At 43.5% G+C, this 15,948-nt stretch carries 16 protein-coding genes; 8 read left to right on the top strand and 8 right to left on the bottom strand.

Annotated features, from left to right (window positions below):
• Positions 1-52 precede the first annotated feature (52 nt).
• Positions 53-436 (bottom strand): VOC family protein, encoded by a 384-nt coding sequence (locus tag ACVR1G_RS04715; RefSeq protein ID WP_447452117.1) that lies wholly within the window; start codon positions 434-436, stop codon positions 53-55.
• A 312-nt stretch (positions 437-748) separates the two neighbouring features.
• Between ACVR1G_RS04715 and yghU the strand changes: the two genes are divergently transcribed.
• The 3 genes from yghU to ACVR1G_RS04700 all read left to right on the top strand — a co-directional run bounded on the left by yghU (position 749) and on the right by ACVR1G_RS04700 (position 3,082).
• Positions 749-1,540 carry a glutathione-dependent disulfide-bond oxidoreductase gene (yghU, locus tag ACVR1G_RS04710; RefSeq protein WP_447452044.1) on the top strand — a complete coding sequence of 264 codons (792 nt, stop codon included), beginning with the start codon at positions 749-751 and terminating at the stop codon, positions 1,538-1,540.
• Positions 1,541-1,968: 428 nt separating this feature from the next.
• Positions 1,969-2,400 carry a MarR family winged helix-turn-helix transcriptional regulator gene (locus ACVR1G_RS04705; protein ID WP_447452043.1) on the top strand — a complete coding sequence of 144 codons (432 nt, stop codon included), beginning with the start codon at positions 1,969-1,971 and terminating at the stop codon, positions 2,398-2,400.
• A gap of 46 nt (positions 2,401-2,446) precedes the next feature.
• Positions 2,447-3,082 (top strand): GNAT family N-acetyltransferase, encoded by a 636-nt coding sequence (locus ACVR1G_RS04700; RefSeq protein ID WP_447452042.1) that lies wholly within the window; start codon positions 2,447-2,449, stop codon positions 3,080-3,082.
• A 485-nt stretch (positions 3,083-3,567) separates the two neighbouring features.
• Here ACVR1G_RS04700 and ACVR1G_RS04695 read toward each other — a convergent pair whose 3' ends face one another.
• The 7 genes from ACVR1G_RS04695 to ACVR1G_RS04665 form a co-directional block, all read right to left on the bottom strand.
• Positions 3,568-5,088 (bottom strand): sensor histidine kinase, encoded by a 1,521-nt coding sequence (locus ACVR1G_RS04695; RefSeq protein WP_447452041.1) that lies wholly within the window; start codon positions 5,086-5,088, stop codon positions 3,568-3,570.
• Positions 5,089-5,188: 100 nt separating this feature from the next.
• A complete protein-coding gene (locus ACVR1G_RS04690) occupies positions 5,189-5,893 on the bottom strand; it encodes a response regulator transcription factor (RefSeq protein ID WP_447452040.1) in 705 nt (234 codons plus the stop codon).
• Between the two features lie 326 nt (positions 5,894-6,219).
• Positions 6,220-6,996, bottom strand: coding sequence for a CPBP family intramembrane glutamic endopeptidase (locus ACVR1G_RS04685; RefSeq protein WP_447452039.1), 777 nt, complete (start codon positions 6,994-6,996; stop codon positions 6,220-6,222).
• A gap of 22 nt (positions 6,997-7,018) precedes the next feature.
• Positions 7,019-8,812, bottom strand: a complete 1,794-nt coding sequence (locus tag ACVR1G_RS04680; RefSeq protein ID WP_447452038.1) for a serine hydrolase domain-containing protein — start codon at positions 8,810-8,812, stop codon at positions 7,019-7,021.
• A 21-nt stretch (positions 8,813-8,833) separates the two neighbouring features.
• Entirely contained in the window at positions 8,834-10,630 is a 1,797-nt protein-coding gene (locus ACVR1G_RS04675; protein WP_447452037.1) for a serine hydrolase, read from the bottom strand.
• A 12-nt stretch (positions 10,631-10,642) separates the two neighbouring features.
• Positions 10,643-10,828: a hypothetical protein gene (locus ACVR1G_RS04670; RefSeq protein ID WP_447452036.1), complete on the bottom strand. Its 186-nt coding sequence runs from the start codon at positions 10,826-10,828 to the stop codon at positions 10,643-10,645.
• Complete coding sequence (locus ACVR1G_RS04665; RefSeq protein ID WP_447452035.1) at positions 10,812-11,573, bottom strand: CPBP family intramembrane glutamic endopeptidase; 762 nt, start codon at positions 11,571-11,573, stop codon at positions 10,812-10,814. Before ACVR1G_RS04665 ends, ACVR1G_RS04670 begins: the two co-directional genes overlap by 17 nt.
• Positions 11,574-11,726: 153 nt before the next feature.
• On the opposite strand from ACVR1G_RS04665, the gene ACVR1G_RS04660 reads away from it, so the two are divergent.
• The 5 genes from ACVR1G_RS04660 to ACVR1G_RS04640 all read left to right on the top strand — a co-directional run bounded on the left by ACVR1G_RS04660 (position 11,727) and on the right by ACVR1G_RS04640 (position 15,868).
• Complete coding sequence (locus ACVR1G_RS04660; protein ID WP_447452034.1) at positions 11,727-12,671, top strand: DHH family phosphoesterase; 945 nt, start codon at positions 11,727-11,729, stop codon at positions 12,669-12,671.
• Entirely contained in the window at positions 12,658-13,590 is a 933-nt protein-coding gene (locus tag ACVR1G_RS04655; RefSeq protein ID WP_447452033.1) for an FAD:protein FMN transferase, read from the top strand. Before ACVR1G_RS04660 ends, ACVR1G_RS04655 begins: the two co-directional genes overlap by 14 nt.
• Before the next feature lie 69 nt (positions 13,591-13,659).
• Complete coding sequence (locus tag ACVR1G_RS04650) at positions 13,660-14,262, top strand: NADPH-dependent FMN reductase (protein ID WP_447452032.1); 603 nt, start codon at positions 13,660-13,662, stop codon at positions 14,260-14,262.
• 9 nt (positions 14,263-14,271) lie between these two features.
• A complete protein-coding gene (locus ACVR1G_RS04645) occupies positions 14,272-15,513 on the top strand; it encodes an NAD(P)H-dependent oxidoreductase (protein ID WP_447452116.1) in 1,242 nt (413 codons plus the stop codon).
• A gap of 112 nt (positions 15,514-15,625) precedes the next feature.
• Positions 15,626-15,868 carry a type B 50S ribosomal protein L31 gene (locus tag ACVR1G_RS04640; protein ID WP_447452031.1) on the top strand — a complete coding sequence of 81 codons (243 nt, stop codon included), beginning with the start codon at positions 15,626-15,628 and terminating at the stop codon, positions 15,866-15,868.
• Positions 15,869-15,948 lie beyond the last annotated feature (80 nt).

Genomic DNA, 15,948 nt, shown 5'->3' with positions numbered 1-15,948 from the left:
TCAGCTAAAACCTGGGCAATACTTTTCTTAAGGTAGATTCTCAGTCTAATAACTAGATAGTCAGTTCTAACTGATTGCCTTCGGGATCTAAGATGACAGCTTCATAATAACCGTCACCCGTCACACGCGGACCATTCTGGAGGTAAAAACCGTGCTCCTGCATCTTATAAGCGAATGTGTCAACAGCTTCTTTTGACCCCAGAGAAAAAGCGAGGTGGGCGAAACCAAAGCTGTCTTTAACTCCCTCAATGATATCTGGGCGGTAGCACAATTCCAATCTAGTGCCATCTGTAACCGTTAAAAAGTAAGATGAAAACCCTGATTCTGGATTATGGTAGAGTGGACTGCTTATTGCTTGAAAATAGGTACAGTAGAAATTCTTCATCACTTCCAAATCTCTTGTCCAAAGACCGATGTGTTCAATTTTCATAGAAATCTCTCCTTCTTGATTGAATTACTACCATAAAGTCTATCTAAAATATTTTCCTTCAACTAGGTCTTTGATACTAAAAAGCAATACTATCCTATGTTAACAACGAGTATTATAAGACATGGGCGGCTTCTCTGCTAGTGTTATAAACAAGCATTAAAAATCTTATCCAATCTATATCATAAACAGTGGCTAGCTCTTTATAAATGTCAAAAAGAACACTAATCACGCAGGATAAACAATGGTCAATTTCTTGAAAAAGCACCGTATTTTTGCTAGGATAACACTACAACTTACAACTATTAAGGAGATAAATTGATGTCGGATTATAAATTACCAGAAATCTGGGAAAATCCAGCTGCTATTGGCGGCCAATGGGGAGCCATCAACCAACCAACAGCTGGTGCCCGCTTTGAACAGAAACTCCCTCGCGGAGAAAACCCTTTCCAACTCTACTCCCTAGGCACTCCTAATGGGATCAAGGCAACGATTATGCTAGAAGAACTCAAAGAATTAGGGATCAGTCAGGCTGGTTATGACCTTTACAAAATTACAATCGGTGAAGGAGAGCAGTTTGGATCGGACTTTGTTGCCATCAACCCTAATTCAAAAATTCCAGCTCTTTTAGATCTTTCAGGTCAACGGCCTGTACGCGTTTTTGAATCCGCCAATATTCTGCTCTACCTCGCAGAAAAGTTTGATCAACTGATCCCCAAAGACCCAGCCGAGCGGAACGAGGTTCTCAATTGGCTCTTCTGGCAGACAGGCGCAGCACCCTTCCTCGGTGGCGGTTTTGGGCACTTCTTCCACTACGCACCTGAAAAGATAGAGTATGCGATCAATCGCTTCGCCATGGAAGCCAAGCGCCAGCTAGATCTTCTCGATAAGGAATTAGCCAAGAAATCTTATATTGCGGGCGACACCTATACCATCGCCGATATTGCTATTTGGTCTTGGTACGGCCGACTTGCTCAGGACAAAATCTGGGACCGTGCAGGAATCTTCCTCAATGTTAAAGAATACAAAAATCTGCAGGCTTGGACTGCAAAGATTGCTGAACGTCCAGCTGTTAAACGCGGTCTGGAAGCAGAGTATAAAGAGATAAAATAATATTAATATTTCAAAGGGAGCTGGGCATTAATTAACCCAGCTCTTAATCTTTTGTACAATATGGTGGCTTCGTCACCACAAAATAATATAAGCAACGGGGCTATGTATAAAAATTTAAACCTATCACAATTCCTATTTATACTAAAAACTAAAGTTTTTGAGTATTAGTGAGAGTTAGTCACTTAAAGTTATTTCAAACCTTGTCAGACAGCAAATATCCAGCATTATAGGCTATCATGACTAAATCTTTTGCAATACGGAAAAAACTACTTTATTCTGCTTCTCTCATATATCCCTTCTGACTTTACAAGGCAAAAACAATCTGATATTATTTCTATTATAGAACTAAATATCGGCAATGATCGATTCGATTTGCTTTTATTTATTCTTTCATTTATTCTTTTATAGAAGTATTAAAAGGAGAGAAAATGAACCAATCTGAATTAGTTAAGGTATTTGAAAGCCTAGATAGAATATATATGAAATTAGAGAAAAGGCGAAAAGAATCACTCACAGAAGCCGCTTACAACCGTTTAACAGTAACTGAGGTCCATACATTATATGCTATCGGGAAAGACGACCTCAAAACTATGAAAGATATTTCCGAACGCCTAGGAATTGCTCCAAATACAGCTACAGTAGCTGTGGATAGACTTGTAGCAAAAAAATTAGTGACCAAACAGGCCAGCCCTGAAGACCGAAGAGTTCAGCTGGTACAAGTGACCCAAGATGCTATAACGATCATGGATAGCATTGACAGTGAGTTATTTAAAGATATCGGGCAACTGCTTTCCCCACTTACCGATATAGAGGCTTTACTTTTTAAAAGCCTCTTGGAAAAAATTGACGATCACCTATAAACGTTTGTGCTAACCATAGCTAAAATAATCGAAAGGAATAACAAAGATGATTCGGAAACCCAACGATAATGAGATGGCAGCTTGTTTAGAACTACTATACATGTCTGCACCTAAGATGTTCCACTACCTTTTTGCACGAAAAGAAGACAATTTTTATAAAACGACACGACAGTTTTATGCAAAACCTGATAATATGTTCGGCAAAGATTATATGCTTGTCAAAAGCGAAAACAACAAGGTTTGCGGCCTACTTCTTTCCTATCCTGTTAAAGACGAAAAACAACTGGTAAAAAACACCGTTACAGATCTGGGCGTTTGGCTAAGCTCTGTTGGGCTGATAGATATGCTCAAAATAGTGCATTCTTCAAGATTAGAGAAATATTTACAGGTATTTAAAGACGATGAATACTATATCTCAAATATTGCTGTATTTGAAACATTCAGAGGTAGAGGTTTGGGACTAGAGCTGCTGAGAGAGGCAGAGAGACTGGCTGTTAGCCAAGGTTACAGCAAACTATCTTTAGCAGTTGAGTTTTACAATAAAAAAGCCAAAAGCATTTATGAACACTTTGGCTTCAAGCAAGTTGCTAAAGTTGAATTTCCTAAAAACTACCACAAATACGACATTGACGGTTTTTATAAAATGGTAAAACCATTAGAAAATCCTACAAAGGGAGAATGAGGTGTAATTGAGCTACTGTTCATCCTTGAGGCGACTGGAAAGTTTTTGAGGCTAAGTCAACCACGAAACCGTAGAGTTACTGGCCTGCTATCAGCTAAGGAGAACTGGTATAAAACATACTGCTTATAGAGCAAATGACGATGAACTTGCGCCACACTCCAAAAGTTAAGGCTCCTTGTCAACGTATAACGAAAGGCTATATTCTAGAAGCTGGGACAAAAGTTCCTGCTTCATTTAATTTATTTCAGATATAGCAGTTTGACGCAGTGGTTGATTGGAGGTCCTTATCCCTTGCCTTGCAAGTGATAGCGGCCATCCTAATCAACTGTGCGGAGGTGGGACCACAAAATCGAAATCGTCATAAAATGACGATTTACCGATTTTTGTCCCACTCTCTTTTTTGATGGTCAGCATCATGAAGAGACGCTTCTTGAAATTGGGGGAACTTCTATAACCAACACCCTGACGCTTGATAGCTTTGAGATTTATAAGGGCAGACTAATGACAAAAACGGTTTTATAGGGCGCTCGAGGCGGTTGTTCCAACCTGATACTGCCACCATGTTCGTCAATAATGCGCTGAACGATAGCCAGACCCAAACCTGATCCTGCCTTGGACGGTCGCGCCTTATCACCTGTCACGAAAGCTTGAAAGAGCTGGTCTGCCTGCTCAGGATTAATACCGACCCCATCATCTGCCACCACTAGGTCGATGTCGCCCCCATGGCTTTCTAATCCCACAAAAAGGGTCGTAGCCTCAGGGCTGTGCCTGAAAAAATTAGCCAAAAGATTATCCAAAACTCGCTCAAACTGCTCACTATCAATATGACAGAAGATTCCTTCCTCACGTGGTAGGCTTAACTTAAGACGGTAACCCTTGAGTTCAAACTCCTGACGGTGCTGATCTAGATAGTTTTGGAGAAAAAGGCAGATATCCAATCGCTCCAATTGCAGAGCAAAATCTGGGTGATCAATCTTGCTGTAATTGTGAAAGGAGTCAATCAAATGAGTCAATTTCCGTGATTTTTGACTGATGGCTTCCAGATACCTGTCCTGTTGCTCAGGCTTGATTAAGCCGTCTCTCATGGCTTCAGAATAGCCCTTGATGACCGTGATAGGCGTTTTGAGGTCATGGGAGATATTAGCCAGCATCTCCTGCTTCTCAGCCTGAAGTCTCTGACTTTCCTCCTCACTGCGTCGCAAGCTATCGGACACCTGATTGAAATCTTCTATAATCTCGACAAACTCTGATGGTCCTTGATAATCCAGCACCTGAGACTGACTCCTATCCGTCAAGTTATTGATGGCCTGGCGCAACCGATTGAGAGGCATTCTAACCTTGCGGTTGAGCCAGATGGCAAATAGCAAAGCGATGAGGACATAAAAAGATAAAATGGCTAAAACACTTAGTAACCTAGCATTATCAGCAAGGAAGGACGGTCCCAAAGACTCCCCTGAATAGTATAAAACTAGTGTTAAGTTTTCCTGTTTATCTGTCGTAAATGAGTATTTTACAACCATCTTCTTCTGACGGAGGAGAGGGCCTAGATGTTGAAAGGAAGTCCCTTTCGGCAAAAAAGAGGAGGATATCACCTTAAAGTCTTGATCGAGTAGGGTCTGGTGGATCACCTCATCATTCTTTGTATTCTCATTAGCCATATGGACCACGACAGAATCAAAGAGAATTCTTACAACCTTTAAACCACTATATTTGAGCAAATAACGTTTCTGCCCCCCATAATCAGTAAAGGGAGTCATTGACCAATTCACAGCAAGGTCACCACCAAGTGGTTCAATCATTCCTAATTCTGCTTTATTCAGTCCAGTCAAATCTGCCTTGGGACTGGCATAAACCAGTTGTCCAGACTGATCCAAAACTGCAAAACGAGCATCTTTGGGGGCTATTTTTTTGAGAGGAAACTGATGGTATTGACCAGTCTTTAAATAGTGTTCATTTTTTTGAAAATCCTCTTGGGTAGGATAACGAACCACTCGAGTATATCTCAAAACAAGTGCCCCTAGCCCTCCAACAAAAAGCAACATGATGACAACCATTAAGGGGAGTAAGAAATAACTCCATAATAAGGAGCGAATCAAACTTTTTGACCTAGTCTTGCTTTTCAAGTTTGTAACCTGCCCCTCTTACTGTTTTGATATAGGCAGGATTTTTAGGATCTGCCTCAATTTTTTCCCGCAGATTGGAGATATGCACCATCATAGTTTGCTCGTCTGCGGTTAAATAGTCGCCGCCTGTCTGATTGTAGAGTTGCTGTCTAGTGAAGATCTGTCCTGGTGCAGCCATCAGCATGTGAAGCACCCTAAATTCTGTCACGGTCAAGTGAACAGGCTGGTCCTCCTTAAAAACAAGCATTTTTTCTGGATCTAAAGAGAGGTTGCCGACCCTTAGCTGCCCATCACGCGCACCGCTAATACCCTTGCTGCCCAAGTCATAATAACGCCTCAGATTAGACTTGACACGGGCGACAATTTCAAGTGGCTCAAAGGGCTTGGTCATGTAGTCGTCAGCTCCGATATCCAGACCTAGGATCTTGTCGCGATTTTCGTTTTTAGCTGACAGGATAATGACTGGAATATTGCTAGTCTGTCGGATACGCTTGAGCACCTCATAGCCAGTTAGTTTGGGCATCATGATATCTAAAATAGCCAAATCCACCGATTCTCTTGAAAAAAGTGTCCAAGCTTCCTCTCCATCCACAGCTTCTATGACCTGATAATGATTGCTTTCCAAATAAAGCCGAATGATTTCAGAGATTTCCCTATCGTCTTCAGCCAGTAAAATCGTATAACCCATAGGTCCCTCCTATTGCCATTATAGCATGAAACTCGCTTTTGAAACCGATAAACAAACCCTCCTTTTCACGATAGATAACCAGACAGTTTGCAAAATCTAGCGGAACTCCTTCATTTACTAACACAGGCTCCTTTAAACTTCCATTCTATAAGTAATCAGCCTGCCTGTCCTTCCAGTGAAAGTAAAGTTTGGCTAGATCCGAGCGGAGGCTAGAAGCGATCGTCAGTATGACGGGGACTAGGCTGGGGGATTGTTTCCAGAAGAGCAAGGAAACTAACAGGAGTAAGCCTGCCAGACAGGTATCAATTGAGCTGGACATCAAATCATTACATTGTCTCGCCACAGGTCTTTTCCTTCTTATCCGTCCGATACCAGAGCCAAACTCCACAACCAGCTACCAAGAGTAGACCAGCCATGTAATACCAGTTACTGGCTTGTGAGTAATCCGAAGTCAACCCCTCAAATACCAAGAAATGTAAGTTAGATACTGTATGGAAAAGGCAACAGGCTATAATGGAGTGTGTGGCCTTGTAGAGCCCTGCATAAGCAAAAGCAATGAGTATGCATCCTAGGAGTTGTATGATAAAGTTGGACAAGCTTCCCCCTCTGTCTATGACCCAGAGTGGCAGATGCCAGATCCCCCAGATAATACCAAGGATCACGGTTGCCAGCGGAAAAGAAAACTTTTTCTCCAGAGCTGGCTGTAAAAAACCTCGCCAACCTGGTTCTTCATTGCCTCCGCCGACAAGAGTAAGCAGGATGGCCATTAAAGGCAAGGAAGGTAAAGCTTCCATAGCTAATCTTCCAGAAACCGCCAGACTGCTCACTACCGTTAAAAGTCCAGAAAATAACAGAAGATAGAGCCAAGTCCCCTTTTTACCGGAAAAGAGCCATTTAGGGATTGTTTTCAGAGAGATTTTGAGAACTATAGTTGCTCCTATGGCAGGACCAAACGGCCATAGCAGTCGTCCTATCTGGGCAAACGGTGAGTTATCAAATAGAAAGATTACCCCCCACCAGCCCCAAGTCCAGCCAAAGGTCCAGACCAGATAAGGCCAGATGAGTTTCGGTTGCGGTTCGATCATTTTGTTGTCTTTAGTCATTAGAGTTTTTCCTTTCATAGTCTTACATGACCCACCACTGGTAAAGGTCAAAGAAATAGATAAACCAGAGGATCGCAAGTGTTGCCAGAATGGTCAGGCTGTAGTGGAGTTTAGCTTTCCAATCCATCTGCCCTTTAGGTCTGAAAATCAGTCTCCAGATGATGAGGCCGATTAGTGCCAGACCGATCAAGGCAAAGCCGACAGCCAGTAAAGGGATACTATTTCCAGCTGCAGAATCCTGAGAGCTCATTATCATGAACAAAGCTCCGAAAGCCAGCCCTGCTAGAGTAACCAGTCCTACCAGTAAATGCTGCCAAAGTTTGGATTGGGCGGGGGTAACTTTTTTCTTCAGCCTGCGAACTAGCCAAGTTATAGCGCTGATAAGGAGTTGGCCGAGGGCATAGATAACAGCTAGACCTCCCGCTATGGCCGTCCCATACATGAGCCAGACTTGTCCCTGAGTAACCTTCATCAAATCAGCTCCCGATAGGCTGATAACTTCCTGGCCGTCTGGAGCCTGAAACACTTTATAATAACGGTTGTTAAATACTTGGTTAAACAACTCTGATTGGCTATTCTGTAGGTCCATCAACTTGAAAATTGACAGAGGTCCCTCTAAAAACGTCCTTGAGGTCAGATAGGTGCCAGAATAGTTATCCTTAGGTCGTTTGGCCAGAGGAGAATCCTTGTATTTCCCAAAGATCAGCTCTGGCATTTTCTGATTATAGACCTGTTCGCCAACCTGATTGGTCATGACCACAAAACCAACCTTGTTTTTCAGATCCAGTATTAAGTTATTACTATAGCCACCAGTCCCTCCATTATGTTCGGTAACAGCGACTGCGTACTGACCAGCCCAAAAACCGTGTTGATTTTCAGGGATATTCGTCTCGGGGGAGACATCACTGGCGCTGAAGAGTTGTTCCCAAGTAGCTTTTTTCTCAAAAATAAGCCCTTCTTCCTGCTTGAGCAAGGCCTGAGCATAGGTCTTAAGATCGCTCAAGGTACTGATAATTGATCCAGCAGGATAGGGATTAGCTAGAAAGAGTTGGGTGCCAATATTTTTGCCTGTGGGATCATAACTTTGATTGAGGCCCCGCTCTTTCTTGACATAGGCATTGTCGGACAGGTCAAGCTTGATGGCCGTATGCTTCATTCCCAGAGGTTCAAAGATCTCCGCCTTGACATAGTCAGCGAAATCCTGACCAGTGACTTCCTGAACGATATAGCCTGCGAGGGCAGTCCCCCAGTTGGAATAGGCTGTAATCGTGCTTGGTTCATAGACCTGTGGTGGTTGGACCTGACTCAGGTAATCCTCAAGAGAGATAATCTGATCGTAACTTGGCGCTAAAAATTTAATACTTGTCTCTTGAAAGCCAGCCTTATGGTTCATGAGATCCAACATGGTGACAGGCTTATCGAACTTGAGATTTTTTAGAAAGCCCTTGGGCAGGTAGGTCCGAATGTCCTCTTTGAGGTCAATCCGTCCAGCCTCGACCTGTTGCATGACACTGATCCAGGTCACGGTCTTGGAAGAAGAACCCCACTCAAAGACGGAACCTTCATCAGCCTTGAGGCCTTTCTCTTTATCCATATAGCCGAAGTGTCCCTCGTAGAGGGTCTCATCAGCGGTGAAAACCGCTGTTTCCATACCGGCTGTGGTGTCTTTGTGCTGGTCCACAAAGGCCTCAATCTTGCTTCCGATGTTGTCATAAGTATTGCCAGATGGCAGTTTTTCGCCGGCCTGAACGGCTGGGGCTATCAGCAGGCCTAGTGCTAATAAGCCTGCTATGATATATTTTTTAACTATTGCCATGAAAACCTCCTTTTCTAGGCCTTACAGGACCCACCATTGGTAAAGGTCGAAGAAATAGATAAACCAGAGAGTCGCAAGGCTGGCGGTTACGGTTAGACCGTAGTGGAGTTTGGCCTTCCAGTCCAGATGGGCCTTGGGCCTGCGAATCAGCCGCCAGATGATGAGGCCGATTAGTGCCAGACCGATCAAGGCAAAGCCTATAGCTAGAAAGGGAATAAAGTCTATTAGAGCAATACTACCCATTGTTATAAATAAGATGGAGAAGATCAGAGCACTCGCTAAAATCAAGCCTGAAAGAAGGTGTTGCCAAGTTTTAGACGGAACAGGCCTACCCTGTTTTTTAACCTTGCGGACAATCCAAGCCGTCAGACTAATAAGGAAGTGCCCCAGCGCATAAATGGCCGCTAAAGCACCAGCAATAGCCGTACCATAGGCAAGCCAAACCTCCCCTTGCGAAACAGCTATATAATCTACAGTGGCAACATTGATGGCTTGCCTGTCATCTGGTAGTTTGCTTGTCTTGTAAAATTTAAATATCCCTGCACCCAAACTATTTTCAAAATGATCAGATTGACCTTTCGTGATACCCATCAGACGGCTGGTAAATGACATGGGACCCTCCCCTGCGCCCAGCGGTCTATAGTAACCAGAAAATGAATCTCTTGCCATCTTGGCATATGGGGAATCCTTGTAGTTACCAAATACCAGCTCTGGCATTCTAAGATTATAAGTCATCTCCGCCACTTGATTGGTCATTACCACCATGCCGATGTCATTCTTCAAATCCAGCTTTAAGGCAGTGGAATAACCTATCGTATTACCGCCATGCTCGGTGACATCGACGGCATACTCCCCCGTCCAAAAACCATGACGATTCCTAGGGATATCACTATTCCCGTAAACATCACTAGCACTAAAGAGCTCATCCCAAGTCGCCTTTTGCTCAAAGAGAACCCCCGCTTCCTGCTTGAGCAGAGCCTGAGCATAGATCTTGAGATCTTTCAGGGTGCCAATAATGCCACCATCAGGATAGCGGTTGGAAATTTCAAGAGCTTCCCCAACTCCCTTTCCTTCAGCATCATAGCTCTGGTTCTTTGCCCGCTCTTTCTTGACATAGGCATTGTCAGAAAGATCCGGCGCGATAGAGGTATGCTTCATACCAAGAGGCTGGAAAATCTTTTGATGGACGTAGTCAGAGAAAGTCCGACCGCTAACATGCTCCACGATATAGGCGGCCAGAGCCGTGCCCCAGTTAGAATAAGACGTCACTGTTCCTGGCTCTTCAATCTGTGGTGGCTGGACCTGACTCAGATAATCCTTGAGAGGTATAATATGCTCATAGTCCTGTGCATGCGCTTTAATAGCTGTGTCCTGAAACCCTCCCTTATGGTTCATAAGGTCCAGCATGGTGACAGGTTTGTCAAACTTGAGGTTTCTGAGAAAGCCCTTGGGCAGATAGGTCCGAATGTCTTCTTTGAGGTCAATCCTACCAGCCTCGACCTGTTGCATAACGCTGATCCAAGTTACCGTTTTAGTTGTAGAGCCCCACTCAAAGACCGACCCTTCATTCGCCTTGAGGCCTTTCTCTTTGTCCATATAGCCAAAGTGTCCCTCGTAGAGGGTCTCGTCAGCGGTGAAAACCGCTGTTTCCATACCAGCAGTGGTGTCCTTGTGCTGGTCCACAAAGGCTTCAATCTTGCTTCCGATGTTGTCATAAGTATTGCCAGATGGTAGTTTTTCGCTGGCCTGAACGGCTGGGCTTGCCAGAAGTCCCAAAGCCAGCAGGCCTGCGGTGAACATTCTTTTTAGAGATGTCATAACATATCCTTTCTATAAATAGTCAGTCTGCCTGTCTTTCCAGTGAAAGTAAAGTTCGGCTAAGCCCAAGAGGAGGAGGCTGGAGCTGGTCATCAGTATGACGGGGACAAGGCTGGGGGATTGTTTCCAAGAGAGGAGCGCACCTACCAGACAGGTACTTATAAGACTGAGCGTCAGGTCATTATTTTGTCTCATCATAGCTCCTCTCCTTACGGTCAGTTTGGTACCAGAGATAGATACTGTAGGTTGCCATAGTAGCCATTCCAAGCAATCTCATGGTGATGTTTTCTCTCTCAAAGTTGAAGATGACACCAACTCCACCGTTCAAAAATCCATGCAGTAGCATACAGTAAAGAACAGATTTGGTCTTCTTATAAAGGCCTGCAAACCAGAAAGAGTAGAGAACCGTATAAAGCACAAAAATTGGGAAGTCTGCTAGATTAGCTAGCATCAGCGGTATATGCCAGCAAGCCCAAATCAAGCCTGTCAAAATAGTAGCTACAGGAAAAGTAAAGCGCGCTTCCAAAGCCGGTTGTAAAATACCGCGCCAACCAGCTTCTTCCCCAATTCCAGTCGTCAAGAAAGTGATTATTAGAAAATTGGTCAGCAAAGCCAGAGGAGTAACTCCCTCATTCACCCGTCCTGATGTAGCCAGAGCACCTACTAGCATGAGAAGCCCCATCATGATAAGTAGATAAAGCCAGCCCCCTTTTTTCCCCAGTGAAAAGAGCATGCGAAACTTATCTTTAAAAGACCCTTGAACCACTATTAAAGTAGCGATAACCGGGCCCCATCCACCAACAATATAGAGAAGCTGCCAGGTCAAATCACCAGCCTTAAGGGCTTTACTGGCAAGCATAAAAGTTTGTAGCCCCCATGCCAGCCATGTTATACCAAAGGTCCAAGCCAGGTAAGGCCAGATGAATTTTGTTTCTTTAAACACTAGAAATTTCCTCCATCCAAATTTTTCTACTTCTTATTTTATCTCCCTATTCTTCAGTCAGTCTTCAGATTTTCTAAAGATTTCTTTATAATCTGAAGAAAACAAATCTATACGTGCTATAATAAGGGTAATCTTATTTAAAAAGGGGTTCTTATGTCTATATACGCACAAATTCTTGCAAAGATTAAAGACTATAATACGATTATTATCCACCGCCACCAGCGGCCTGATCCGGATGCCCTAGGCAGTCAGTTGGGACTAAAAGAATTGATCAAGCATAATTTTCCACAAAAAAGAGTGCTGGCAGCTGGAACCAATGAACCCAGCCTGTCATGGATGGCTTCAATGGACCGAGTGGATAATACCGCTTATCAAGAAGCACTCGTAATTGTTACCGACACAGCTAACCGACCACGAATTGATGACGAACGCTACGGCAGTGGAGATTTTCTCATCAAGATTGATCATCATCCCAATGAAGATGTTTATGGAGATATTGTATACGTAGATACACAGGCCTCTAGCGCCAGTGAGATTATTACAGATTTTGCCCTGAGCGCCGGCTTTGATTTCTCCGATGAAGCTGCCCGTCTCCTTTATGCTGGTATAGTCGGCGATACTGGCCGCTTTCTCTACAGCGCAACAACACCAAAAACACTACGCTTGGCGGCAAAGCTGAGAGAGTATGATTTTGATTTCGCTAGCCTCTCCCGGCAAATGGATAGCTTCTCCTTTAAAATTGCTAAATTGCAAGGCTATATCTTTGAGCATTTGCAAGTGGATGACAATGGCGCTGCACAAGTGACCCTAACTCGTGACATACTCGATAGCTTTCAGGTAACAGAAGCTGAAAGTTCTGCTATTGTTGGTAGTCCTGGAAAAATTGATAGCGTACAGTCTTGGGCTATTTTTGTAGAACAACCTGAGGGACATTATCGTGTCCGCCTGCGCAGCAAAACAGCTGTTATCAACGAAATTGCCAAACGACATGATGGCGGCGGCCACCCACTTGCTAGCGGAGCTAATTCTTACAGCTTGGAAGAAAACGAGCAAATCTATCAGGAAATTAGAGAGGTTCTTGCACATGCTGCTCACTAACCGTCGCGTTAAACTGATGGGAACCAGCATCGATATCAGCATTTATCACGATAATCCTCAGCCTATTTTGGATGAGGCTGGAGAGCTACTCCATCTCTATGACCATCGTTTTTCAGCTAATGACGAAGGCTCCGAACTCATGGCTATCAATCGTGCAGCTGGCATTTGTGCTGTTCAGGTGCACCCTGAGCTCTACGAACTCATCTCTCTTGGTCAAAGGCATAGCTGCGCACCTGACAGCTACCTCAATATAGCTATTGGTCCTCTTGTTCAGACTTGGCGCATTGGCTTCGCAGATGCTAGGCGTCCCAGCCAGACGGAAATTGATGCTGCTCTAGCCCTCATCAATCCGGAAGATATTATACTAGATAAGGCCAAAGAGACGGTCTATCTGGCTAAAAAGGGCATGAAAATAGATTTAGGAGCCCTAGCTAAAGGCTATATTGCCGATCGTATCGTCGACTTTCTTCGCCAGTGCAGTGTCCCAGCTGGACTTATTAATTTGGGAGGCAATGTCTTAACTTTCGGTCCTGCCTTTCACAATCCCGACCAGCTGTGGCATATCGGTATCCAAAACCCGAAACAGCCTCGGGGACACCATGTAGCTGTTCTAGGAGTTCGTGATCAATCCATCGTCACTTCAGGTATTTATGAGCGGACTCTTACAGCTGCAGGTAAGACTTATCATCATATTTTTGACAGCCAAACAGGTTACCCTCTTGATAGTCAAATAGCTAGCTTAACGATTGTTTCTCCAAAATCAGTCGATGGAGAAATCTGGACTAGCCGCCTTTTTGGCCAGAATCCATCAGACATTCTGACAGGGATTGCCCGAGAACAGGACTTAGACGCTCTGATTATTACTACCGATAATAATCTGATTGCTAGTCCTGAAATCAGTAAAATAAAACTATCTTAAAAACGCTTACATAATAAGTGTTTTTTTGCTACAATAAAAATATCATAGTACTAGGGGGGTCTTATTTATATGAAACTAATTGGAATTGTTGGAACAAATTCAAAACAATCGACTAATCGCCAACTTTTGCAATATATCCAAAGACACTTTGCTGATAAGGCTGATATTGAATTAGTTGAAATCAAGGAATTACCTGTCTTCAATAAACCTGCTAACCGCCAACTGCCAGACCTTGTTACAGAATTAGCTGATAAAATCGAAGCTGCTGATGGTGTGATTATTGGCACACCGGAGTATGATCACTCTATCCCTGCCGCTCTAATGAACGCCTTAGCATGGCTATCTTACGGTATTTATCCTATGCTTAACAAACCGGTTATGATCACCGGCGCTTCATTTGGTACCTTAGGATCCTCGCGCGCCCAGCTGCAGCTCCGCCAGATTCTCAATGCACCTGAATTAAAAGCCTCAGTGCTACCTGATGAATTTCTCCTGTCCCATTCTCTGCAAGCTTTCGATTCTGAAGGAAATTTGAATGATATTGAAACTAGCCAAAAGTTAGATGCTATTTTTGATGATTTTCGACTTTTTGTCACTATGGTTGAAAAGATGTCAAATGCTAAAGAACTGCTGAAAAAGGAAGCTGAAAATTTCGACTGGGAACAACTGTAAGGAGGAAGTATAACTATGAAATTTGTTGGAATCGTTGGGTCAAATGCTGAGCAATCATATAACCGCATGCTGTTAGAATATATTCGTCGTCATTTTAAATTTAAATTTGAGATGGAACTCTTAGAAATTAAAGATGTTCCCATGTTCAATCAAGATGACGATCAGTCAGACTCCTTTGCTATTCAGTATCTCTACAATAAAATCATACGGGCTGACGGCGTTATCATTGCAACACCTGAACACAATCACACGACTACACCTGCCCTCAAAAGCACATTAGAATGGCTGTCTTTCAACCTGCATCCATTTGAAAGTAAACCAGTTATGATTGTTGGTGCTTCCTATCACGATCAAGGAACCTCACGCGCCCAAGTGCACCTGCGGAAAATTTTGGAAGCCCCAGGTGTCAATGCTTACACCTTACCTGGCAACGAATTCTTGCTTGGCAAAGCCAAGGAAGCTTTTGACGACGACGGAAATATTATCAATGAAGGAACGGTTAATTTTCTAGAGACCTGTCTCGATAATTTTATCAAGTATGTGGAGGTTGTTTCCAAATTGAAAAAACCAAGACCCATTGAGCCTGAAGACTTGGACGTTACTGGCAATATCGCAACAACTGTCCAAGGTGTCGATCCAGATGATCCAGAGTGGTTAGACAAGGCTGCTAAGCTCACCAATGCTGTTGATGGGGATACTTATGTGAAACTTGATAAGGGGCTCCTGACAGTCAATCAGCTCAACATGTTTCTGAATTCCATGCCATTCGAACTAACTTATGCTGATGATAATAATCAATTTCTTTATTATAACAATGCTCATCAAGACCCTGAAACCATGCTGGCTAAACGGGTGCCTGAACAAGTCGGAAACCGTATGTCCACGGTTCATGATTCCCTGCCACCAGCTCGTATGAAAAATGTTGAGTGGGTTATTGGTACCCTGCGCAACGGTAATCAGGAATATGTTCGTACTATCGTCCCTGGTTCACCTGCTGGTGTTGTCAATACCCATAATTACCAAGCCATGTATTACCCAGACGGTTCCTATGCCGGTATCAACGAAATTGTTTTTAACTTTCAGCCTTGGCTTGATTGGTATCTCGAAACTACTGGACAGCGCTTGGTTGGGGGAAGCGGAGGAGCTATGCCTGCTAGTGCCCATGGCGGAACTGATGCCACATCTGGTGCTTCATCTTCTGGTGGTCATGATGATACTACCGATGCTACTTCAGGGGCTTCATCCCATTAAAATCTATAAGAATTATGGTAAAAGTCTTGCCAAACGCTTGGAACTTTGTTAAACTAGAATAGTTATTAAACTATGGCTTATGGAAGCTATGGCAGAAAGGAAATTTTAAATAATGAAAAAAGATATCCATCCAGAATACCGTCCAGTCGTATTCCTTGATACAACTACCGGTTACAAGTTCCTCAGCGGTTCTACCAAACCATCGAACGAAACTGTAGAGTTTGAAGGTGAAACATACCCTTTGGTACGTGTTGAAATCTCTTCTGACTCACATCCATTCTACACTGGACGTCAAAAGTTCACTCAAGCAGATGGACGTGTCGATCGTTTCAACAAGAAATACGGCCTCAAATAAGATTGAAAACAGCTCCAATGAGCTGTTTTTCTCTATCTAGAACTAGAAAAAGAAAACTGAGCTGGAAATATTTTCAGCTC

It is taken from the genome of Streptococcus dentasini, from assembly GCF_053206945.1.
The sequence above is the reverse complement of the archived record's forward strand: the minus strand, read 5'-3'. Positions and strand labels throughout refer to the sequence as shown.